20 protein-coding genes and 2 tRNA genes are annotated in these 21,535 nt (G+C 36.9%); 14 read left to right on the top strand and 8 right to left on the bottom strand.

Features of this window, described 5'->3' with window-relative positions; translation table 11 throughout:
* Positions 1 to 89: 89 nt before the first annotated feature.
* From AsFPU1_RS10005 to AsFPU1_RS10030, 6 genes are all read right to left on the bottom strand, one after another.
* Positions 90 to 171 (bottom strand) — tRNA-Leu (locus AsFPU1_RS10005).
* Positions 150 to 1,025 (bottom strand): M48 family metallopeptidase, encoded by an 876-nt coding sequence (locus AsFPU1_RS10010; RefSeq protein WP_124973596.1) that lies wholly within the window; start codon positions 1,023 to 1,025, stop codon positions 150 to 152. Before AsFPU1_RS10010 ends, AsFPU1_RS10005 begins: the two co-directional genes overlap by 22 nt.
* A 5-nt stretch (positions 1,026 to 1,030) precedes the next feature.
* Entirely contained in the window at positions 1,031 to 1,453 is a 423-nt protein-coding gene (locus AsFPU1_RS10015; RefSeq protein WP_124973598.1) for a tetratricopeptide repeat protein, read from the bottom strand.
* A 217-nt stretch (positions 1,454 to 1,670) separates the two neighbouring features.
* On the bottom strand, positions 1,671 to 2,027 hold the full coding sequence (locus AsFPU1_RS10020) for an iron-sulfur cluster assembly accessory protein (protein WP_124973600.1): 357 nt from the start codon (positions 2,025 to 2,027) through the stop codon (positions 1,671 to 1,673).
* A 249-nt stretch (positions 2,028 to 2,276) separates the two neighbouring features.
* Positions 2,277 to 3,065: a TrmH family RNA methyltransferase gene (locus AsFPU1_RS10025; protein ID WP_124973602.1), complete on the bottom strand. Its 789-nt coding sequence runs from the start codon at positions 3,063 to 3,065 to the stop codon at positions 2,277 to 2,279.
* A 35-nt stretch (positions 3,066 to 3,100) separates the two neighbouring features.
* Positions 3,101 to 3,184, bottom strand: a tRNA-Leu gene (locus AsFPU1_RS10030).
* Between the two features lie 245 nt (positions 3,185 to 3,429).
* On the opposite strand from AsFPU1_RS10030, the gene murA reads away from it, so the two are divergent.
* The 4 genes from murA to AsFPU1_RS10055 all read left to right on the top strand — a co-directional run bounded on the left by murA (position 3,430) and on the right by AsFPU1_RS10055 (position 6,241).
* On the top strand, positions 3,430 to 4,758 hold the full coding sequence (murA, locus tag AsFPU1_RS10035) for a UDP-N-acetylglucosamine 1-carboxyvinyltransferase (protein WP_124973604.1): 1,329 nt from the start codon (positions 3,430 to 3,432) through the stop codon (positions 4,756 to 4,758).
* 197 nt (positions 4,759 to 4,955) lie between these two features.
* Complete coding sequence (locus tag AsFPU1_RS10040; protein WP_124973606.1) at positions 4,956 to 5,636, top strand: pentapeptide repeat-containing protein; 681 nt, start codon at positions 4,956 to 4,958, stop codon at positions 5,634 to 5,636.
* Positions 5,637 to 5,752: 116 nt separating this feature from the next.
* Positions 5,753 to 6,004: a BrnA antitoxin family protein gene (locus tag AsFPU1_RS10050; protein WP_124973608.1), complete on the top strand. Its 252-nt coding sequence runs from the start codon at positions 5,753 to 5,755 to the stop codon at positions 6,002 to 6,004.
* Between the two features lie 108 nt (positions 6,005 to 6,112).
* A complete protein-coding gene (locus tag AsFPU1_RS10055; RefSeq protein ID WP_227873457.1) occupies positions 6,113 to 6,241 on the top strand; it encodes a type II toxin-antitoxin system RelE family toxin in 129 nt (42 codons plus the stop codon).
* 37 nt (positions 6,242 to 6,278) lie between these two features.
* On the opposite strand, the gene cobN is transcribed toward AsFPU1_RS10055, so the two are convergent.
* A complete protein-coding gene (gene cobN / locus AsFPU1_RS10060; protein ID WP_125061096.1) occupies positions 6,279 to 10,121 on the bottom strand; it encodes a cobaltochelatase subunit CobN in 3,843 nt (1,280 codons plus the stop codon).
* Positions 10,122 to 10,226: 105 nt separating this feature from the next.
* Between cobN and AsFPU1_RS10065 the strand changes: the two genes are divergently transcribed.
* The 4 genes from AsFPU1_RS10065 to AsFPU1_RS10080 are packed head-to-tail and all read left to right on the top strand — an operon-like array spanning position 10,227 to position 14,912.
* Positions 10,227 to 12,491: a hybrid sensor histidine kinase/response regulator gene (locus tag AsFPU1_RS10065; RefSeq protein WP_124972432.1), complete on the top strand. Its 2,265-nt coding sequence runs from the start codon at positions 10,227 to 10,229 to the stop codon at positions 12,489 to 12,491.
* 45 nt (positions 12,492 to 12,536) lie between these two features.
* Positions 12,537 to 13,208 (top strand): N-acetylmannosamine-6-phosphate 2-epimerase, encoded by a 672-nt coding sequence (locus tag AsFPU1_RS10070; protein WP_124972430.1) that lies wholly within the window; start codon positions 12,537 to 12,539, stop codon positions 13,206 to 13,208.
* Positions 13,209 to 13,217: 9 nt separating this feature from the next.
* Positions 13,218 to 13,769 (top strand): RDD family protein, encoded by a 552-nt coding sequence (locus tag AsFPU1_RS10075; RefSeq protein ID WP_124972428.1) that lies wholly within the window; start codon positions 13,218 to 13,220, stop codon positions 13,767 to 13,769.
* 54 nt (positions 13,770 to 13,823) lie between these two features.
* Entirely contained in the window at positions 13,824 to 14,912 is a 1,089-nt protein-coding gene (locus tag AsFPU1_RS10080; protein ID WP_124972426.1) for a hypothetical protein, read from the top strand.
* Between the two features lie 38 nt (positions 14,913 to 14,950).
* Here the strand turns inward: AsFPU1_RS10080 and serS are convergent, their stop codons facing one another.
* Positions 14,951 to 16,234 carry a serine--tRNA ligase gene (serS, locus tag AsFPU1_RS10085; protein WP_124972424.1) on the bottom strand — a complete coding sequence of 428 codons (1,284 nt, stop codon included), beginning with the start codon at positions 16,232 to 16,234 and terminating at the stop codon, positions 14,951 to 14,953.
* 278 nt (positions 16,235 to 16,512) lie between these two features.
* Here serS and AsFPU1_RS10090 point away from each other — a divergent pair, with 278 nt between their 5' ends.
* The 6 genes from AsFPU1_RS10090 to purQ all read left to right on the top strand — a co-directional run bounded on the left by AsFPU1_RS10090 (position 16,513) and on the right by purQ (position 21,532).
* Positions 16,513 to 17,304 carry an HAD family hydrolase gene (locus AsFPU1_RS10090; RefSeq protein ID WP_124972422.1) on the top strand — a complete coding sequence of 264 codons (792 nt, stop codon included), beginning with the start codon at positions 16,513 to 16,515 and terminating at the stop codon, positions 17,302 to 17,304.
* Positions 17,305 to 17,590: 286 nt separating this feature from the next.
* Complete coding sequence (locus tag AsFPU1_RS10095) at positions 17,591 to 18,439, top strand: hypothetical protein (protein ID WP_124972420.1); 849 nt, start codon at positions 17,591 to 17,593, stop codon at positions 18,437 to 18,439.
* Between the two features lie 48 nt (positions 18,440 to 18,487).
* Entirely contained in the window at positions 18,488 to 19,183 is a 696-nt protein-coding gene (locus AsFPU1_RS10100) for a RibD family protein (protein WP_124972418.1), read from the top strand.
* A 44-nt stretch (positions 19,184 to 19,227) separates the two neighbouring features.
* Positions 19,228 to 20,418, top strand: coding sequence for a GNAT family N-acetyltransferase (locus tag AsFPU1_RS10105; RefSeq protein WP_124972416.1), 1,191 nt, complete (start codon positions 19,228 to 19,230; stop codon positions 20,416 to 20,418).
* Between the two features lie 124 nt (positions 20,419 to 20,542).
* Positions 20,543 to 20,824 carry a phosphoribosylformylglycinamidine synthase subunit PurS gene (gene purS, locus AsFPU1_RS10110; RefSeq protein ID WP_124972414.1) on the top strand — a complete coding sequence of 94 codons (282 nt, stop codon included), beginning with the start codon at positions 20,543 to 20,545 and terminating at the stop codon, positions 20,822 to 20,824.
* Between the two features lie 3 nt (positions 20,825 to 20,827).
* The gene (purQ, locus tag AsFPU1_RS10115; RefSeq protein ID WP_124972412.1) at positions 20,828 to 21,532 is read left to right on the top strand and encodes a phosphoribosylformylglycinamidine synthase subunit PurQ; all 705 of its coding nucleotides are present in this window, start codon (positions 20,828 to 20,830) and stop codon (positions 21,530 to 21,532) included.
* Positions 21,533 to 21,535 lie beyond the last annotated feature (3 nt).

Here is a 21,535-nt window from a genome sequence, read left to right on the forward strand (position 1 = left end):
GAGATTAATTAATAACTAATAATCTCACATTAGCCCGCAAAGGCGGGCTTTATTTACATAGTATTTTTTTACGAACTGTCGTGAGAATATGGGCAGAGCGAGACTTGAACTCGCATGACCGAAGCCGCCGCATTTTGAGTGCGGTGCGTCTACCAATTCCGCCATCCGCCCTTGGGATTCGCTTTTTGATTATACTCTATTTGGCGCGTTTCTAACAAGTGGTTATAATCTTGTGAAGTAGCCCAACGATCAATCTCTCTAGCCCGCAATACTGGGACTGGATGGGTTAATTGTTCCGTTTGTAGCTGTTTGAGCATTTCTCCTAATATGGTGTCGCTAATAGCATCGTAATCCCTCGCTTGTTGAATAAATGCCTCTAGGTTTAACTGTGGGGCCAAAGTGGGGGAACCTCCGGCCAACTTCATTAAAATTGACATAATAACTTTGGGGTCTTGGGTCGCTAATAAAGCGGCGCGATCGCAACTAAATTCTGCACAGCGCAACCATTCTAACATTTGGTTTTGTAACGATTGGGCGATAGCTGTTCCCCAATTGGGCAATAATCTAGCCCCTAAAACCATCATATTTGCTAAGGTTAAGTAAACCCCATGTTCACACTTAAGATGACCTAATTCATGGGCCATTACCCCTTGAATTTCTTGAGGGGTTAACATTTCAATCAGGGAAGTATGTAACACCATAAAGGGTTGTTTTCCCTGCATAGCAAAGGTATAAGCGTTAGGGACGGGATTTTGCTGGATATATAATTGAGGCGGTTCCATATCGAGGATACCACAAGCATCAGTCAGCAAATTGTACAGATGGGGGAGTTGTTTGTCGTTAACGAGAATACTAGCAGCAATATTATTGAGATAGAAAAATTGTTCCGCGACGGAACCCAGTAAACTTCGTACCATCATATCGAGGCCCGGAAGTTGTTTTAAGGTGGCAGTAGCTTGTTGGTCGAGAGGATGACGAAAATCATCCGCTTTGAGTCCTATTAACTGGGTTTTTGACAAATTCATAATTATTAGGCAGAAAATAACCAATCTTTAACCCGTTGCAGACTTTTCCAGTCGGGTTTACGAGTTAAACCGTCTTCGATATTATCAGCCACATCATCCCGAATGTTTTTGTCGAGGGAGATGATTTGTTGGGCTGCTTCTATGTGAACTCTGACCCCTGTAGACCCGTTATCTAACATGGCTAAGGCTAGATTAACACGAGATTGAGGCGGTCTACCATCGAGTTTAACACTTTTTTGAGCAGCTTTGAGGGCCAGTGCTGGTTTTTCGTCGAGTAAGTATAACCAAGCTAAACAGGCCCAAGCGGGGGCATTTTTGGGGGCGCAATCGCAAATTTGTTTAAAATGAGGAATTAGGGTGGCGGGAGATTCTCCTTGTTTATATCGTTCTAATCCTTCTTCAAAGGCGGTTTCTAAAGAATCGGTCATTTCAGTTATCAGTTATCAGTTATCAGTTATCAGTTACTACCGCCAACAAGTCGGTAGCTTGAAGCAACGAATATTTTTATTTATATCCCCTTAAAAGAGGCGGCTTGAAACCTTTTTTTTGGTCATATTTAGGTCACAAAATGAATATCAATCAACAATATAGCAAAATTTGAACTAAATGGGGTTAGGGATTTGGTAGTCCCCAACCCGATGAAATTTATACGCCGAAAGATTTCCCACAACCGCAGGTTTGATTGGCGTTAGGATTAGTAAATTGGAAACCACCACCGATCATGGCATTACTGTAGTCGAGAACCAGTCCATAGAGATACAGGAGACTTTTGCGATCGCAGATTAGTTTAAATCCCTCATAGTCGAAGACTTCATCTTGTTGAGTATTTTGACCGGGTTCTTCAAATTCCATCATATAGGACATTCCTGAACATCCTCCCTGACGAACCCCTACACGCAAGCAAAGATCTTTTCCTTGTTGTTCTCGTAACATTAGGACATGATTGAGGGCAGTTTCGGTCAGTTGAATGCCTTTGGCTTGGACTTGAGTTGCTTGTGTCATCGGTACTGATAACTCCTAAAAGCGATTGAGTCGTTAAACTTTGGATAGTTTGTCTACCAACTTTAATCATAGCGATTTTTCTGCTACTAATACTATAAATTTTACCGTAACGTTTATTTTTGTCCAGCTACTTATTTGTTGGGTTTCGTGCCTCAACCCAACCTACAATCTATAAAGTTTGATCATTGTAAGGATCAATGGCCGTTGACCCCTACTTTTATGTGTGGGAGAATGGTTTGTAAATAATTATCAATTGTCCATTGTTCGTTGTCGTTTGGCTTCATATAAGATTAATGCTGCTGCGATCGCTACATTTAAGGATTCAACTCCTTTACCTAAAGGAATGGTCACGGTTTCATCAGCTAAATTAATTAAATCTTGAGATAATCCTGCTCCTTCATTTCCTAGTAAAATTAAAGTTGGTTGAGTTAAATCTAAATCCCAATAAGTTCGATTAACATCTGGTAAAGTAGCAATAACTTTTACCCCACCTTCTTGATAGGTTTTAATGAGATTAACTAAGTCTGAAGTCATGGTAATTGGAAGATGAAACCAAGCTCCAGCAGAGGCTCGTAATACTTTAGGATGATCAATATCAACACTATCATCACTTAACCAAATTCCATCAATTTCTATCGCTGCGGCGGTTCTAATAATAGTGCCTAAATTGCCCGGATCTTGTAATCTTTCTAAGATTAACCCTAAACGAAAATCCGCGATCGCTGAAGTCATCAAAGGTTGATAAACGGCTGTTGTAATGACCCCATCAGGATTAACAGTGGTAGCCATAGTTTCCAGAACTTCTGGGGTTACTAACTCGCTACGTTGAGCCTTTTGACTAGCTTTTGAGTGCAATTGAGGATAACGAATAAACCATTGCTCAGTATAACACAGAGTCACAAGGGAACAATTCGTATCACAGGCAGTCTCTAATAAGTGAGTTCCTTCCAAAAGAAACAGGTTTTGTTCGCGCCGTCCCTTAGTACGATGCAATTGTCTAATCTGCTTAACGAGAGGATTCCTAACACTGGTAATCATTAGGGAGAGGGAAGATTAAAACTCCTCATTGTTGATGCGGAACTCGGGACTTGAACCCGAAAGTCCTTGCGGACACTAGAACCTGAATCTAGCGCGTCTACCAATTCCGCCAGTTCCGCATTTTAATAACCAAATCCCTATTATTACTCAACTTATGCTATAAGTCAAGTTTTTTTCTGGAGAAGCCAGTTGTTGAACTCAAGAATTAGGAAGGGAAATTCCACCGAATAATCACCGTTGTGGAACTTAAACTAGACTTTTTTCATCATTCGGGTTACATTGTAAGCGAATTTAGCCCGAACACTATAACTGTTTATAGTTTTTGGAGGATATAACCATAAAACGCTCTTATATATCGAATCCTATGGCTGCTAATCTAGAAACCAAAGAACCCATCTTAGAAATCAAGGGACGTAACTCGTTAAAGGGAGAAGTCACCATTAGTGGGGCGAAAAATTCGGCCTTGGTGCTGATGGCTGGAGCATTGCTTTGTTCTGAAGACTGTCGCTTACGAAATCTACCCTCTTTAGTAGATATCCACTGCATGACCCAAATTTTGGCGGCTTTAGGGGTTAAGTTACAAAGAAATGGTGATATATTAGAAATTAATGCCAGAGATATCGGACATGATCAAGCTCCTTATGAGTTGGTATCTCAACTGCGGGCCAGTTTCTTTGTCATTGGCCCCTTATTAGCGCGGTTAGGGATGACTCGCGTTCCCTTACCTGGAGGATGTGCGATCGGTGCTAGACCTGTCGATCTCCATGTACAAGGTTTACAGGCAATGGGAGCGGATGTTCGCATTGAACATGGGGTAGTTCATGCTTGCGTTAAAGGAAATCGCAAACGGTTACAAGGGGCGAAAATTTATTTAGATTATCCCAGTGTGGGGGCCACCGAAACCATTATGATGGCGGCCACTTTAGCTGAGGGAGAAACTATCATTGAAAATGCGGCCCAAGAACCAGAAATAATCGATTTAGCGAATTTCTGCCGGTCTATGGGGGCTAATATTAAAGGAGCCGGAACCAATACAATTGTCATTTCTGGGGTAGAACGGCTTCATAGTACAGAATATCATGTGATTCCTGATCGCATTGAAGCTGGAACTTTTTTAATTGCGGGGGCCATCACTCATTCAGAAATTAGTCTTGCACCTGTGTTTCCTGAGCATTTAGCCTCGGTGATTGCTAAATTACAGGCGATGGGGCCTAAAGTTATTTTAGAAGGGTCTGATCGCCTACGATTGATTCCTGGAGAATTACGGGGTACGGATATTGAAACCTTGCCTTTTCCTGGTTTTCCCACGGATATGCAGGCCCAGTTTATGGCCCTGTTAACCTTAAGTGAGGGAAGCAGTGTAGTGACAGAAACGGTGTTTGAGAATCGTTTTGGCCATGTGGCAGAATTACAACGTATGGGGGCTGATATTCGCGTTAAGGGCAAAATTGCTGTAGTTCGGGGGGTTCCTTTCCTTTCTGGTGCGCCTGTGATGGCTACAGATTTACGGGCTTCTGCTGCCTTAGTTTTAGCCGGATTAGCTGCCCAAGGAACTACAGTAGTACAAGGTTTGCAGCATTTAGATCGAGGCTATGATAATTTAGCAGGAAAGTTACAGAAGTTAGGGGCTAATCTTCGTCGGGTGAATGGGACAGTTTCCCAAAAATCCGAGGAATATTCAACCATTCGTTAGGTTTGAGGGGAAATGGTCTTGGTCTGTTTCCCCTAATTTTAGAGTATGGAATTTTTTCTTATCTTTTAAGCCCCATCTTTTGAAACAGCCGTTATGCTAGAAGAATAATCAGTTCAGTGACCCTACGCCCTATAGTCGAACCCATCCTAACCCGTCTGAACTGATATATGCTTTTTGGTTAGTTTAGCTGCGTGGTCATGAAAGAAATAGAACAGTATTACAAAGTGTTAGGATTACAGATAGGCGCATCTCTTGAGGAGATTAACCAAGCCTATCGTGATTTAGCGTTCATTTGGCATCCTGATCGTCTGCCGAAGGATAATGAGCGATTATTAGCTAAAGCGGTGGCTAAACTCCAAGAAATTAATCACGCTCGTGAACAACTTAAGTCGGTTCAAGTATTATCTAAACCGTCGAGTCGGACTCCAGTTACTCAAGAAAAAACTGCTCCTTCTACTGCCACTAATTATCGTTATCGTCGTCCTTCTCAAAGTCAAGCAGAACGTCCCTATTATCGAGATTTAACGGGAGTTGATTTGAGGGGGGCTAATTTAAAAGAAAAGGATTTATCGGGTAGAAAACTCATTCAAGCGAATTTAAGTTATGCGGATTTGAGTGATACTTTTTTGCATAAAGTTAATTTAGAACAGGCTAATTTATTTCGGGCTAATTTATTTCGGGCTAATTTACTTGAGGCTAATTTACGTCAAGCTAATTTACAGGAAGTTAATTTAATTGGGGCAGATTTGAGTGGGGCAGATTTAACCGAGGCGGATTTATCTGGGGCAAAAGTTGGGGCAGGAAATCGAATTTTAGTGAAGTTAACGGGGACAATTTTAAGGGGAGCAATTTTGCCTGATGGAAGCATTCATCCTTAGAGTTAACTTGTGATTTATCGGGGAATAAATCAATGTTACAGTCTATACCATACGAGAACAAAAAATACGACTCATATCCACAAGACGCGCTAATACAGAGGAGAGAAAAATTTATTATGCCTATGTCAAGAGAGGAACAATTAAAGATCCTTGGTCAGATGAAAGATTCTGATATAGATTATTCAGATGTACCTGCTACTGATGCTGAATTTTGGCAAGAAGCGACTGTTAACCCTGCGATAAAAGTTCCTGTAACTATACAGCTTGATCCCTCAGTTATTGCTTGGTACAAACAACAAGTTCCCCAAGGATATCAGTCTTTAATTAATAGTGTACTCGAAAAATATATGATAGATCATACTCCCTAAATATTGCCCTGAATGACCCCGAAAGAGCAGCAGGAAATATCCAAATAGCATTAGAAGAAAAAGATCGATTAACTGGACTTTTAAAACTAACCAACAGGAATTGTTAAATTGAAAGGTTCTGCTAATGAATATCGTCTTCGGATAGGGGATTATCGGGTTCGTTATGAAATTGATGACTCTAATCAAAAAATACAGATTTTACAGTGTAAACATCGAAAAGATGTTTATCGTAAATAAGCAGGTAGACAAAATTAATTACATATTAAAAAATTAATTATTCTCCCTCAATTTTACTCTCTGCATGATGCACAATATCCCGTAAATTATCCAAGGTTTTACTATCAACAGTTTGCCATAAACCTCGTTGATTTGCTTCTAATAATCTTTCGGCCATATCTCGTAAGGCCCAAGGATTTTTATCTTGAATAAATTGTTGTACAACCTCATCAAATAAATAAGCTTCAGCTACTCCTTGATACATGAAATCTTCCACACAGTTTGCTGTCGCATCATAAGCAAATAAATAATCAACCGTTGCCGCCATTTCAAAAGCACCTTTATAACCATGTCTCATGACACCTTTAATCCATTTTGGGTTAATAACACGAGAACGATATACCCTAGCAATTTCTTCTTTTAATAACCTAACTTTAGGATTAGAAGCAATAGAATTATCCCCAAAATAAACTTGAGGATTTTTGCCACTTAACGCCCTTACAGCAACCGTTAAACCCCCTTGAAATTGATAATAATCATCAGAATCTAATAAATCATGCTCTCGATTATCTTGATTATGTAAGACAATTTGTAACTGTTTTAAACGTTTTTCAAACACTTCAGGAACGGCATGACCTACCCCTTTATTATCATAAGCATAACAACTCCAATTAAGATAAGCTTTAGCTAAATCTTCATCATTTTTCCAATTTTGTGCTTCAATTAATCCCTGTAAACCTGCCCCATAAGCACCCGGTTTTGACCCAAATATTCTATAACATGACTTCAGTTTTGCTTGCTCTTCTGTTAACCCTTGTTCTTGCCAAAATTCTTGTTCTTCTTGCACTTTTGCAGCTAAAGGATTGATGTCTTTTTCTTCATTTAGGCTTGACACATCAGCGATCGCATTGTACATTAGATGTAGTAAGTTGGGGAAACTGTCCCTAAAAAAGCCCGATACCCGTACCGTTACATCCACACGGGGTCGCCTTAAGACTGATGGGCTAAGTATTTCATAGTCTACAACTCGACGGGACATACCATCCCAAATCGGTTGTACTCCTAATAAGGCCAAAACTTGAGCAATATCATCCCCTCCTGTTCGCATGGTGGAGGTTCCCCAGATGGAAATAGCGAGAGTTTGGGGGTATTCTCCATTATCTTGAGTATAGCGTTCAATGAGGGCTTCTGCGGCTTTTCTGCCTACGTCCCAAGCGGTTTGGGTGGGGATGGCACGGATGTCTACCGAGTAGAAATTGCGTCCGGTGGGGAGAACTTCGGGTCTGCCTCTGGTGGGGGCCCCAGATGGGCCACTGGTTATATATTTAGCGTCTAATCCTTTAAGTAAATTAGTTATTTCTTGGGGAGTTTGATATAGTTTAGGAAGTAAAAATGTTTGTATCCAATCTAGTTCTTTTTGGGTGTTGGGAAGCTCAATTTTGTGAAAAATTGTGGAATTTTTAATTAAATTTTCAACTATTTCTTGTGCGTATTCTTCTAATACTTCAATAACCTCTCCTAAGATGTAACATTTCTTTAATTTTGCGCCAATAAAATTCTCATTTGATTCACCCTTTTTTCCATGAAAATGAGATTGAGAGAGGTCTAAATCATTTTCTAATCCATTCACTGTTCCCTGTTCCCTGTTCCCTGTTTCCTTTAAAGAAAAGGGGTCTATTGGGTTTGCAGTTAGGGGGTTTATTTGTAGGTTGAGATCTTGGGCGATCGCGGTTGTTAAACCGAGACGATCTAAGCTAGGATAACGAGCAATGGCGATGATTAGATCTCGGAGTTGGGTATTTTGGGGACATTTTCCTAAGATGTGTAAACCGTCTCTAATTTGGGCTTCTTTTAGTTCACATAAATAACCGTCTGCTAGAGTAAGAAATTGAGATAAAGTATTACTATTTATCTCTTTAATTCCTAAGTCTTGATTGAGGTTAGTTTCGCTTATTAATTGGGTGATGCGATCGCCGATTAATTTTAAGCGTGAGGGATCAAGAGTTTGTGCCTCATAATATTCATCTATGAGGGTTTCAAGTTGTTCTAAATCACCGTATAATTCGGCACGGGTTAAGGGGGGAGTAAGATGATCTAAAATAACAGCATGAGAACGTCGTTTTGCTTGGGAACCTTCCCCTGGATCATTAACAATAAAAGGGTAAAAATTAGGGATAGTTGCTAAGGTAATTTCTGGGTAACAAGTTGATGATAAAGCAAGGCTTTTTCCAGGTAGCCATTCTAAATTACCATGTTTACCAACATGAATAATAGCTAAGGATTGAAATTGATATTTTAACCAATAATAATAAGCTAAATATTGGGGAGTTGGTTCTAAATCTGGGGCATGATAACTTAAACTAGGATCAAGATCATATCCCCTTGAAGGTTGGATACCAATAAAAATATTCCCTAATTGAATACCAGGAATAGGAAAATCAGAAAAGTTTGTACATTCAGATATATGTCCCCAACGCTGATTAATTTCTGTTTGAACTGACACAGGTAAACTATGAAAATATTTTTTATATTCTTCTTGGGAAAGAGTTTGATAAATAGAACGTAGATGTTGACTTTCTGGATCATTTGTGATCCCTTTCGTTAATCTTTGAATTAACTCATCTCCCGTTTCTGGAATATCTTTAATATTGTAACCTGCTAATTTTAAAGCGTTAAGAATTTCGATACAACTAGCAGGAGTATCTAAGCCTACTCCATTAGCAAGTCTACCATCTTTGTTAGGATAATTAGCAAGAATTAAAGCAATTTTTCTCTGAGATATAGGAGTATTTCTTAAGGATATCCAATTAGCTGCTAAATCTGTGACAAAGTTAATTCTATCCTGGACAGGTTGATAAATAATAACATCAGTTTCTAATTTATTATTCCAAGTTTGAACCGATTTAAAAGAAACAGCGCGAGTAATAATTTTTCCATCTACTTCTGGTAAAGCAATATTCATAGCTACATCTCTGGGGTTTAAACCTTGAAAACTATTTTGCCATTGTTCTAAAGTTCCACTACTTAAAATAACTTGTAAAATGGGAATATTTAAAGTTTGCCATAAGTTAATACTGTCTTGATCTAAAGATTCAGAATTAAGCTTATTAATAGAAAAACTGGTAGTATTTAATACTAATTGTAAAGAATCTTGTGGTAAAGATTGACAATAGGATAAAAATTCGGATTGAACGGCAGGATCTTGTAAAGATGAGACAAAAATAGGCCAGGGATTAAAGCCTCGATTGAATAAATTTTCTGCTAAACTATCAATGGGTAATAAATTGCCCGCCAAGTAATGGGAACGATAAAAAAGTATGCCAACAGTTTTTAGATTATTAAGTTGAGGTAAATAAGCATATAAACCAACATTAGGAACAATTTTAGGACAAGGAGGATTATAGTTAGTTTGCCAAACAATATCAGAGATAAATTTTAAAGCATTAGCCCAATTTTCTAGTCCACCTTCTGTTAAATAACGCCATAAAGTATGAGTATTATTTAAACTAACAGTAGAATGACTCATTAACTCCAGATCAGGTCGGTCATCCCCTGGTAAAATGAATAAAGAAGCTTGGGTAGATTCGGCAATTTCTTTGACCACTTCTAAACCATAAGACCAATAAGATCTGCCCCCTAATAATCTTAAAATAATGACTTTTGCTTCAGATAAAATAGTATCAGCATAATGATCAATACTTAATTGTTGTTGTAATTGTAAAAGATTAATAGCCCGTATTTGAGGGAAATTTGAAGGTAAATGTTTGAGAGAACTTGCTAAAGTTTGAATATCCGTATCGGCTGCCGTTATAATAATAATTGGAGCCGGATTTTGTTCAATTAAGATAACCCCATCTTCCTGCGGGTTCCAACCACCAGGGGTAGCAGCTATTCTATGCATTGAGACTCCTTATCTGTAAAAAAGATTAGATTTCAGGATAGGATAGACAAATAGGGCGATCCTAGATTTAATTATGTCTGCTTTGTTGTAGTTGTCCCTAAACTAATGAATCTCTTCCAAGACTCTATCTTACGTCGAACCCTACCGGTGAGGATCTTTGAGGAATTGTGTTCCCTCTGGCGACAGCTAGTGACAATGGGAATATCAGAGGTAAAATTAATTACAGAAGCCCTAATTACCTTAGAAAGTTCAGAAAATAAACGATTTTCTTTGTTGATTTCTCCCAACTTTAATGCATTATTACAGGGAATGTTTGATCCGACAACCCTATCTTATGAGGTTAGCATTACTTGGGATAATCAGGCGATCGCAAATTTTACTCAACAACTAATAGCAGATTTTCCTAGTCTAGCAGATCATTTCACTACTTTTTCCCCTAGTCAATCATCTGAAAATACAGCCATGCAAGCTTTATTTATGGCTAGATTAGTTAATATTTTAACTCCTGACTGTTGGGAAGATTCTGAAGATATCTATACTAATTCGCCTGTTTGTAAACCAATAGAAGATGCCCTCAGACAACAAATTGCCCAAGAAAGATTACTCAATCAAGTCATTGGTCAAATTCGTCAAAGTTTAGATTTATCAACTATTTTAGAAACAGCAGTTAGGGAATTAAGAAGTTTTTTACAAGTAGATAGGTTAGTGATTTATGAATTCGGAGATAAAAATTTATTGAATTTAGATGATACTAACCTTAATAAAAGTTTCGGACGGGTAACTTATGAATCAAGATTATCGGAAAGTATTCCTTCTCTTTTAAATATTAAACCACAAGATGATTGTTTTACAAATTTACCTGATTATCACAAGAAATATCAACAAGGATCAATTGTTGCTATTGAAGATGTAGAAATTGCTTATTCTAGTTCTTTTTGTCTTATACAATTTTTAAACACATATTTGATAAAAGCTAAATTAATTGCTCCTATTGTAGTTGAAGGAACTCTGTGGGGACTGCTTATTGCTCATCAGTGTTTTAAGGTACGAAAATGGTTGGAAAATGAAAAGAATTTTTTAGGTAAAATTGGAGAACACTTAGCGATCGCTATTTATCAAGCTCAATTATATGCTCAAGTTCAACAACAAAAAAAGACTTTTGAACAACGAGTAATTGAACGAACTCAAGAACTTCGAGATACTCTTTTAGCGTCTCAAGCAGCTAATTACTCGAAAACTGAATTTTTGGGCAATATGAGTCATGAATTAAGAACTCCTTTAACTTGTGTTATTGGGTTATCAGGAACTTTATTACATTGGTCAGGAGAAAATCGTTCTTTTTCTTTAGAAAAACAACGACAATATCTGCAAACAATTCAAGATAGTGGCAAACATTTGTTAGATATGATCAATGAGATTCTCGAATTTTCTAAACTCCAAGCAGGTAAGTGTGTTTTAGTGATTCAAGAATTTTCTTTACCTTATATTGCTCAAAACGTCTTACAACAAGTCATTAAAGAAGCGCAAAGAAGATTGATTAAATTAGAATTAGACATTCAAATAAATCCTGAAGAAGATAGATTTTTAGCTGATCCAGAAAGAGTTAAACAAATTCTCTATCATTTGTTGAATAATGCTCTTAAATTTACCCCGGAAGAAGGAACAGTAATTTTAAGATTATGGCGTGAAGGTAATGAGGCAATTTTTCAGGTAGAAGATACAGGAATTGGCATTATTAAAGAGAAAATACCCCTTTTATTTGAATCATTTCAACAGTTAGAAACCTCCCGCAGACGAACTTATGGAGGCACTGGTTTAGGGTTAGCATTAACTAAACAATTAGTTGAACTTCATGGGGGAACAATTGAGGTAGAATCAGTGTTCAGAGAGGGATCAATTTTTACGGTTAGATTGCCAAATCAACCTCAACGTCTACTTAAATCGTCTAATCCTTCAGAAACAGAACAATCTTTTAATAATCGTAATAGAAGTATTATTTTAATCGAAAGTAATGAAGAAATAGCTACTTTAATCGGGGAATTATTAATTGCGGCAAATTATCAGTTTATTTGGTTGACAGAAGGAGGAAGTGCTATTCAAAGAATAGACGTTTTAGAACCCAGTATTGTTATTTTAGATCAAGATTTAACTGATGCTTATAAAATTAGCGAAAACATTAAAAAAACTGCAGAAACTAAATCTATTAAAACCCTTTTATTAAGTGATCAAATCTCCTCTAAAGAATGGACAAAAATTTCTCAAAGGGGAATTGATGATTATCTTTTAAAACCTATTCAACCAAATCTTTTATTAAAAAGAATTAATGCTTTAATGGCACTAGACAATGATATAAATTATGATATAATATAAAAAAGAAAAAACAAAATTTCAAATCAATAAAATAAAAAAAATACCATGAAATTATCTAAATTTAGCCTAATTGTGTCTTGTCAAGCTCCCGTAGACTCTCCCTTACATGATCCTAAAATCATCGCGGCTATGGCTAAAGCAGCTATTAATCAAGGGGCAAAAGCTATCCGAGTTGATACCCCTTCTCATGTGGAAGAAGTACAAAAACAATTACCTTATATTCCGATTATTGGATTATGGAAAAGACTCTATTCAGGTTATGATGTTTATATTACTCCTTGCTGTAATGATGCTCTGGCGATCGCCCAAGCAGGAGCAGATATTATCGCCATTGATGCTACCCTCAGAGAACGTCCTCAAGGAGAAACTGTTCCTCAATTAATTAACTATATTCATCAAGAATTAGGTAAATTAGTTATGGCAGATGTAGACACTTTAGAAAGTGCGATCTCTGCCTCAGAAGCAGGAGCAGATTTAGTAGGAACCACTCTTTATGGTTATACTAAAGAAACGGAAAATTTATCACCTCCTGGATATTTACTCTTACAAGAAATGGTCAAACAATTGAAAGTTCCTGTGATTGCTGAAGGAGGTATAAGTACACCAGAAGAAGCAAAAAAAGCTTTAGATTATGGAGCTTATGCAGTGGTGGTTGGGACAGCAATTACAGGTATTGATTTAAAAGTAAAAGCCTTTCAATCTGTCTTTTTATGCTAAAATTAATTTATGGACTCTAATAATTTACTCCCTCTTTCCCAGCGTTTTCCTAAAGTACCAATTGAACGTCGAGCTTATGCTTTTTTATTAGATTTTGTCACTGTTTGGTTTATCAGTTCATTCGTTAGCGGTATTATTAAATACTTGATTTTTATCTTTATTTGGTTTGCTTTACGAGTTATTTTAGTAGAAAAAAATCAAGGACAAAGTCTAGGAAGTTGGGCTTTTGATATGAAAGTTATCGATGCTCGATTGAAGCGAATTCCGGGATTATTAGAATTAGCTAAACGAGAAGGAATATTAGGAGGGGCTGCTTTATTAGCAATGGTTGGTTTAAGTATTAATGTTAGAAATGGATTATCAATGCTATTATTAATTTCTCCCCTATTAATTAATTGTGGAGTTGCTTTAGGAGATGAAGAATTTAGTCAAGCGTTTCATGATCGCATAGCATCTACTCTTGTTATCCAAACTCGTCGTGGTTTTTCCTTAGATTTACGAATCAAAAAATTATGGTTTTTGGTAAGAGATAAATTAAGAAGTCGTCAGGATAAATATTAGGAAACTAAATCGAGTTCAATAGCATCTATGCTCATAGAGCTAAAGTAAATGCCTATGACTAACCTTAATCCTTCTGAAAAGCCATTTTGGGGGATGTCTAACCCCAATAATTCTTCTGTCAATGAACCTCAGACAGAAGCTATTCATCCTGAAATTGTGTATGATGTACAGATGAGGGTAGAAAATCCCTTATGGAAAGAACCTCAGACAGAGGCAATTCAGCCTGAGATCTTGTATGATGAGATATTAGCACAGGAGATGCCCCAAACTGATGAGAATCAATCTTTAGCGGTTACAGACCATAAGACCACAAACCCAGGAGATTGGTTTAATTTAGCCCGTAAATTACGTGGACAAAATCAAGAACTCCTCGAAACCGTTGTACAGCTAGAATCAGCTTTAGCTACCTCACGACAACAATTAAGAGAGCAGATTCAGCGATCGCGTAAAATTGAATTAGAGAAAGTTGACCCACAAGAGCAAAGTAGTCACTTACTCGAACAACTCAAAGCGTCTCAAGATAATAATCAACGACAAAAAAGTCAAATTGGGACACTTATCGAACAATTAAACACGATTCAACAACAATTTGCCCAATTAGAGCGAGAATGCGCCCTGATTAAAGAGGAGTATCAAGACAAAAATAATCAACTGATTATCAGTCAAAGACAAGTAGGGGAATTACAAACCCGACTCCATCGACAACAACGGTATACCCTACAATATAAAGCGGCTTTAGATGAATGTTTGAGCAATTGCGCTACCAAAGCTCAGACTCAAACTCCTGCTATTGCCCAGAGTAGTGGCCCAATCTTAGACCCGAAAATCATGCCGATTCAACCTTGGTCTAATCAAGGTCAGTCTCCTGATGAGAGTGAGTCATCGGTTAGTGTGTCCCCGAAATCTATTTCTAGTATAGACGAAACTCTAGAAGAATTATTCAATATAACTCAAGAGATGCCGGAAATTGCCCAAAATTCAGAAAGGGGGCGAGAAACCAGCCAAGAATCTCCAGGAATGATGGTACCGAGTCGTCAATCTTTAGTAATGAATAGTCCTGTTCCTTTTAGTTTCTCCATTGAACGTAAAAAAGATGCGGCTAAAGCTAAAGTCAATTTACCATCTTTTCTTAATCGTCACTAGCATTAATATAGTAGGGTGGGCATTGCCCACCTTATCCTTTATAACAGATCTCGTTGTAAATAAGGTTGAAGAACATCAGGAATTTTGATACTGCCATCAGATTGTTGATAATTCTCTAAAACTGCCGCCATAGTGCGACCAACAGCTAATCCTGACCCGTTTAATGTATGAACATATTGGGTTCCTTTTTTGCCTTTTTCTTTGAAACGAATATTAGCTCGTCTGGCTTGAAAATCCCAACAATTAGAACAACTAGAAATTTCTCTATAAGTCTCTGATGAAGGTAGCCAAACTTCTATATCATAACATTTAGTTGCCCCAAATCCTAAGTCTCCTGTACATAATTCAATGACACGATAAGGCAATTTTAAGGCTTGTAAAATGGCTTCTGCATTGTTGACTAATGCTTGATGTTCTGCTTCGGATGTTTCAGGATTAACTAATTTAACTAATTCTACTTTATTAAACTGATGGAGTCGAATTAAACCTCTTGTATCTTTGCCATAACTACCAGCTTCTCGACGAAAACAAGGGGTATAAGCACAGTGTTTAATGGGCAATTGTTCAGCTTCTAAAACTTCTCCACTATAGAGATTTGTGACGGGAACTTCGGCAGTAGGAGCTAACCATAAATCATCTTCACTACATTTAAAACTTTCTTCAGCAAATTTAGGCAGTTGTCCCGTTCCTTGTAAGGAAGAACTATTAATTAAAACAGGGGGAATTACTTCAACATAACCTGCTTTAATTTGAGTATCTAACATAAAATTAATTAAAGCTCGTTCTAATGCTGCTCCCGCTCCCATCAAGGCAATAAAACGACTTTGGGCTATTTTTACGGCCCTTTCTACCTCTAAAATTCCTAATTTTTCGGCAATTTCCCAATGGGGAAGGACTTCTATTTTGGGTAAATATTCGTCTCCCCAACGACGAATTTCTCTGTTATCTGCTTCACTTTTACCAATAGGAGTTGATAAACTGGGAAGATTAGGTAATTGTAATAATAAAGCTTCAATTTGAGCTTTTAACTCTTTTTCTTGGGGTTCTAACTCGTTTAAGTTACTTTTAATCTGATTTCCTTCGTCTTTAAGGGCGTTTATTTCTGTTTCCTTGTCTTTGCCCCCGCTTTTCATCTTTTGGCCAATTAGCTTACCAATTTCGTTGCTACGAGCTTGTAATTGGGTACGAATGAGTTCTAATTCCCTTTGTTGACCATCCCGTTCTAAAATAGGATTAAGATCGTATTCTGGGGATATACCGCGACGATGCAGCAATTCTTGAATTTGCTCTGGATTTTCTCGTATTTGTTTTAAGTCTAACACAGCAATCGTTAACTCCTGATTTATAAAATTTATGTACTTGATGATTGTTCTCTAAACCCGCGATTGTTCCCATCTTAAAATGTCGGTTTTAAACTGTATATTGGCAGATTAGGAAACAAACCATCAAACCATCACCCCATCAGTCGAATAGGACGGGCTTTAGATGCGTAACAGCTTATTCGCGCTCCCAGAACTTTTGACTTCTGCTATAGTATCCTCAAGCGGTATATTATGTCATCATGGCAGTGAAGTTTTTTAAGAAGCGTTGACATTTTTTTATGGTTTCTTCTATTTTTCCGAAAATTTTAGCCCTAGATTTCGATGGGGTGATTTGTAATGGTTTACTGGAATATTTTCAAACTACACAACGAACTTATCAGCAAATATGGCCAGATAATTCTGAGAATTTAGATAATTTTTCTGAAGATTTTTATCAATTACGTCCAGTAATTGAAACTGGATGGGAAATGGTTATTTTATTAAGAGCATTAGTGTTAGACTATGCTCGTGATCAAATTGAAACAGATTGGGCTAATATTTGTCAACAAATTATTGAGCAAGAAACTTTGAATAAAACCTCTGTTATGGCTCAATTAGATGGAGTGAGAGATAATTGGATTAAAACTGATTTACAAGGTTGGTTAAAGTTACATCAATTTTATCCAGGGATTCTCTTAAAATTAGAAACTGTTCTTAAGAGTGCGACCTCTGTCTATATTGTTACAACAAAAGAGGGTCGTTTTGTTCAGGAATTATTACAACAACAAGGGATTAATTTATCTGAAAAAAATATTCTAGGTAAAGAAGTTAAACAACCTAAATATCAAACCCTTCGTCAATTACTACAAGAGAACTCAATTAAGGCTGAGGAATTATGGTTTGTAGAGGATTTACTAAAAACTTTACAAACCATTCAAAAACAACCTGATTTAAGTGAAATTAAGTTATTTTTAGCTGATTGGGGATATAATACAGAACAAACAAGAATTATCGGGAAAAATGACCTCAGTATCAGTCTACTTTCTCTAGAAAAATTTAGTCAAACTTTTGCAAGCTGGATTGAATCATAATCTGTTAATTTTGTCAAATAATATTTATAAGTACCGAAGCAAAATTAATTGCACAGTCAAGGCGTGGGTTTTGATATAGTCGTAATGGTTGAGTAACAACGGTAATAGGGGCGGGTTTATCTAGTTTTTTGGTAAGAATCATTGATTTATGTAAAAAACCCGCCCCTACAAATTTTGTGTAATTCATTTTGTCTACCTACTTATTTAGCAACATAATTTTATTGACAAAAAAAATAAAAATGGTTAAAATAGAAATGATTTTAAAGTAAAAATAAGAGTATAAATCATGAAATTTATCTATAATCAAAACAACATAAGCTCTGTTTTTAGGGTGATTTTCATAGCAGGAAGTATTATAACCTTAGCCCCAATTTTACCTCATGCTTTGGCTTTAGAACAATTTTCAAAAGTAATTGATAACCCAGATCAAGAACTAATTAGAAATAATGAAATTGCCCAACAAATTGATAATGCTTCCCAACTTCCTGGGCCCCCTGTAGCAACAGCGAGTAATGATCATTATGTGTTAACAATGGGGAATAATATATTAGTTATTAACCGAAATGGAGAAGTTTGGGCCCATAATGTGGGTCAACGAATTGATAATGCATCTCAAATTCGTGGGGCTGCCGTTGCCGCAGGAAATGAAGATCGCTATGTCTTAATAATGGGAGATAAAATATTAGTTGTTAACAGAAATGGAGAAGTTTGGGCCCATAATGTAGGTCAACAAATTGAGAGTGCTTATCAAATTCGCGGGGCGGCTGTGGCTACGGGAAATGAGGATCGTTATGTCTTAACTATGGGAGATAAAATATTAGTAATTAATCAAAGAGGAGAAGTTTGGGCTCATAATGTAGGGCAACAAATTGAGAGTGCTTATCAAATTCGTGGGGCTGCCGTTGCTACTGGAAATCAAGATCACTATATTTTAACAATGGGAGATAAAATATTAGTAGTTAACGGAAAAGGAGAAGTTTGGGTACATAATGTGGAGCAACAAATTGACAGTGCTTATCAAATTAGAGGAGCAGCAGTAGCAACAGGAAATGAGGATAGATTTGTTTTAAATATGGGTAATGACATTTTAGTTATTAACCGAAGAGGAGAAGTTTGGCAACATAGAATACAATAGAGTTAATTGCTATTTTAACTCAAAATAACTACTCAAATAACTTAGTTAATGATAGAACCAAAAAGACCCCATACCACTGTAGTTTTAGCCATGACAGCCGATGGAAAAATTTCCGATTTTCAGCGAAGTTTAGCTAGTTTTGGCTCTGAAGCGGATAAAAATCATTTAGAAAAGCAAATTTCTCTCGTTGATGGAATTATTTTTGGAGCAGGAACCTTAAGGGTTTATGGTACAAGTTTGCCCGTTACTAATCTTGATTTGTTAGCTAACCGAAAACAACAGAATAAACCTCCTCAACCGATCCATATTGTTGTCTCTGGTTCGGGGAAAATTGACCCTAATTTACGTTTTTTTTCTCAACCTGTTCCCCGTTGGTTACTCACGACTCATAAGGGAAAAAATAACTGGATAAATAATAATAGTTCAGGATTTGATAATATTTTATTAACTAATACAAAAAATGACTTAAAAATAGATTTTATCGATGCTTTTAAACAACTCAAACAATTAGGATTAAATAAAGTAGGAATTCTTGGGGGAGGGGAATTAGTAGCTTCTTTATTCAAAGATAATTTAATTGATGAATTATGGTTAACAGTCTGCCCTCTTATTTTGGGAGGAACAACTTCCTCCACACCCGTCGAAGGACTAGGATTTCTCCCTGAGCAAGCCAAACACTTAAACTTATTGAATGTAACTCAAATTGGGCAAGAAATTTTTCTCCATTATCAAGTGCATTTGTAAACAATATTGATTACCCTATTAATAGCATCTCTCCTTAGTAATTCATGTTTAAACAAATTAAACCCCAATATTCTGTCGCTTGGATAGAAAAAATGTCAGAAATTCCCCAATCTGTGTGGGATGACTTAGCTAAACCCTTAAAAACGCCTTTTTTAGAGTGGCAATGGCTTAATAATATTGAAACTTCGGGAAGTGCTACACCCCGCACAGGATGGCAACCCATTCATTTAACTGTGTGGCGTGATCGACAACTTATCGCTGCTGCCCCTCTTTATATTAAAGGGCATAGTTACGGGGAATTTGTCTTTGATAACCAGTGGGCTAACTTATCTCATCGGTTGGGTATATCTTATTATCCTAAATTGTTAGGAATGACTCCTTTTACTCCGGCGGAGGGTTATCGTTTTTTAATAGCACCAGGAGAAGATGAAGAGTCTATTACTCAGTTAATGGTAGCAGCTATTGATAATTTTTGCGTTCACCATCAACTCTCTGGATGTAATTTTTTATTTGTTGATCCTGAGTGGGGAGAAATAATGAAAAGTTATGGGTTTAATTCTTGGTTACATCATAGTTATATTTGGTCAAATCAAGAATTTAATAGTTTTGATAATTATTTGAGTTTATTTAATGCCAATCAAAGACGTAATATTAAAAGAGAACGAAAAGCAGTTGAACAAGCTAGTTTAAGTATAAAAGTGATGACAGGGGAAGAAATACCAAGTCATTTATTTCCCTTAATTTATCAATTTTATAGTAGTACCTGTGAAAAATTTTATTGGGGGAGTAAATATTTAACTCGTCAATTTTTTGAACAGCTTTATCCTCATTATAGTCATCGAGTTGTTTTAGTGGCAGCTTATACAGAAAAGGATGATAAACATCCAGTAGGAATGTCTTTTTGTTTGCGTAAAGATGACAATTTATATGGACGTTATTGGGGATGTTTTGAAGAATATGATTGTCTACATTTTGAGGCTTGTTATTATCAACCTATTGCCTGGAGTATTAATGAAGGGATAAAAAGGTTTGACCCTGGTGCAGGAGGAAGACACAAAAAACGGCGAGGTTTTCCGGCTACTCCTAATTATAGTTTACATCGTTTTTATGACCCTAAAATGAGCCAAATTCTTAAACATTATATGCCAGAGATTAATCGTATGGAACAAGAAGAAATTGATGCAATTAATCAAGATTTACCCTTTAGTAAGCGGGAGATAAATTTTGATGTTTAAGCTGACGGGTTGAAACCTATCTCTCCCGTACTTGTGGCAATAAGCACGGTTTATTTCCATAAAAAACGCAATTAGAGACAAGATAATGTCAAAATGGAGAAGATGTTCTAATCACTTATATCTAATGTCTCAACAATATCAATGTCGTATTTATGTTACCCTTAGACCGTCAGTTTTAGATCCGGCAGGAACCGCAGTCCAGTCTGGATTAAAACAGTTAGGATATGAAGGGGTAGAACAGGTGAGAATTGGCAAGTATATAGAGCTTACCATGACAGCTACGGATGAATCTCACGCAAGACAACAGTTAGATGAAATGTGCGATCGTTTATTAGCTAATCCGGTGATTGAAAATTATCGTTTTGAGATCACAACTGTCACTTCTAATCAACTATTGATGGGGTAAATTATGAAGTTTGGGGTTATTGTTTTTCCTGGATCAAATTGCGATCGGGATGTGGCTACTGTTACTGATGGATTGCTTAATCAGTCTACTCGTATGATATGGCATCAAGAGACTGATCTTGATGATCTTGATGTGGTGGTTATTCCTGGAGGGTTTAGTTACGGAGATTATCTCAGATGTGGGGCGATCGCTCGTTTTTCTCCGGTGATGCAAGCTATTATTAAACACGCTGAGCAAGGTAAATTTATCTTAGGGATTTGTAATGGGTTTCAGGTACTCACAGAAGTGGGATTATTACCAGGGGCTTTAATTCGTAACCGAGATCTACATTTTATCTGCGACCGTGTTCCTATTCGGGTAGAAAATAATCAGTTACCTTGGACAAAACCTTACTCTAATCATCAAGTGATTACGGTTCCTATTGCTCATGGAGAAGGCCGTTATTATACAGATCAAGATACTTTAAAAAGTTTAGAAGATAACGGTCAAATTTTGTTTCGTTATTGTAGTCAAATAGGGGAAATTAATGAGGAGAGTAACCCTAATGGTTCTCTTGATAATATTGCCGGAATTATTAATAAAAAAGGCAATATTTTAGGGATGATGCCCCATCCAGAAAGAGCCTCAGATCCCCTTTTAAGAAGTATAGAGGGGCGTGGATTGTTTGAAGGGTTAATTGAGGCAAAAATGCTAATTAACAGGATTTGAAGA

It is taken from the genome of Aphanothece sacrum FPU1 (assembly GCF_003864295.1).
In the GTDB taxonomy this organism is placed as follows: domain Bacteria; phylum Cyanobacteriota; class Cyanobacteriia; order Cyanobacteriales; family Microcystaceae; genus Aphanothece_B; species Aphanothece_B sacrum.

Coding starts and splice junctions, on each gene's coding strand:
- AsFPU1_RS10025 (WP_124973602.1), bottom strand. CDS start 3,065: ATGATTACCAGTGTTAGGAATCCTCTCGTTAAGCAGATTAGACAATTG.
- purQ (WP_124972412.1), top strand. CDS start 20,828: ATGAAGTTTGGGGTTATTGTTTTTCCTGGATCAAATTGCGATCGGGAT.
- cobN (WP_125061096.1), bottom strand. CDS start 10,121: ATGCATAGAATAGCTGCTACCCCTGGTGGTTGGAACCCGCAGGAAGAT.
- AsFPU1_RS10075 (WP_124972428.1), top strand. CDS start 13,218: ATGGACTCTAATAATTTACTCCCTCTTTCCCAGCGTTTTCCTAAAGTA.
- AsFPU1_RS10095 (WP_124972420.1), top strand. CDS start 17,591: ATGAAATTTATCTATAATCAAAACAACATAAGCTCTGTTTTTAGGGTG.
- murA (WP_124973604.1), top strand. CDS start 3,430: ATGGCTGCTAATCTAGAAACCAAAGAACCCATCTTAGAAATCAAGGGA.
- AsFPU1_RS10065 (WP_124972432.1), top strand. CDS start 10,227: ATGAATCTCTTCCAAGACTCTATCTTACGTCGAACCCTACCGGTGAGG.
- AsFPU1_RS10080 (WP_124972426.1), top strand. CDS start 13,824: ATGACTAACCTTAATCCTTCTGAAAAGCCATTTTGGGGGATGTCTAAC.
- AsFPU1_RS10040 (WP_124973606.1), top strand. CDS start 4,956: ATGAAAGAAATAGAACAGTATTACAAAGTGTTAGGATTACAGATAGGC.
- AsFPU1_RS10020 (WP_124973600.1), bottom strand. CDS start 2,027: ATGACACAAGCAACTCAAGTCCAAGCCAAAGGCATTCAACTGACCGAA.
- AsFPU1_RS10070 (WP_124972430.1), top strand. CDS start 12,537: ATGAAATTATCTAAATTTAGCCTAATTGTGTCTTGTCAAGCTCCCGTA.
- AsFPU1_RS10010 (WP_124973596.1), bottom strand. CDS start 1,025: ATGAATTTGTCAAAAACCCAGTTAATAGGACTCAAAGCGGATGATTTT.
- AsFPU1_RS10090 (WP_124972422.1), top strand. CDS start 16,513: ATGGTTTCTTCTATTTTTCCGAAAATTTTAGCCCTAGATTTCGATGGG.
- AsFPU1_RS10105 (WP_124972416.1), top strand. CDS start 19,228: ATGTTTAAACAAATTAAACCCCAATATTCTGTCGCTTGGATAGAAAAA.
- AsFPU1_RS10100 (WP_124972418.1), top strand. CDS start 18,488: ATGATAGAACCAAAAAGACCCCATACCACTGTAGTTTTAGCCATGACA.
- AsFPU1_RS10015 (WP_124973598.1), bottom strand. CDS start 1,453: ATGACCGATTCTTTAGAAACCGCCTTTGAAGAAGGATTAGAACGATAT.
- purS (WP_124972414.1), top strand. CDS start 20,543: ATGTCTCAACAATATCAATGTCGTATTTATGTTACCCTTAGACCGTCA.
- AsFPU1_RS10050 (WP_124973608.1), top strand. CDS start 5,753: ATGCCTATGTCAAGAGAGGAACAATTAAAGATCCTTGGTCAGATGAAA.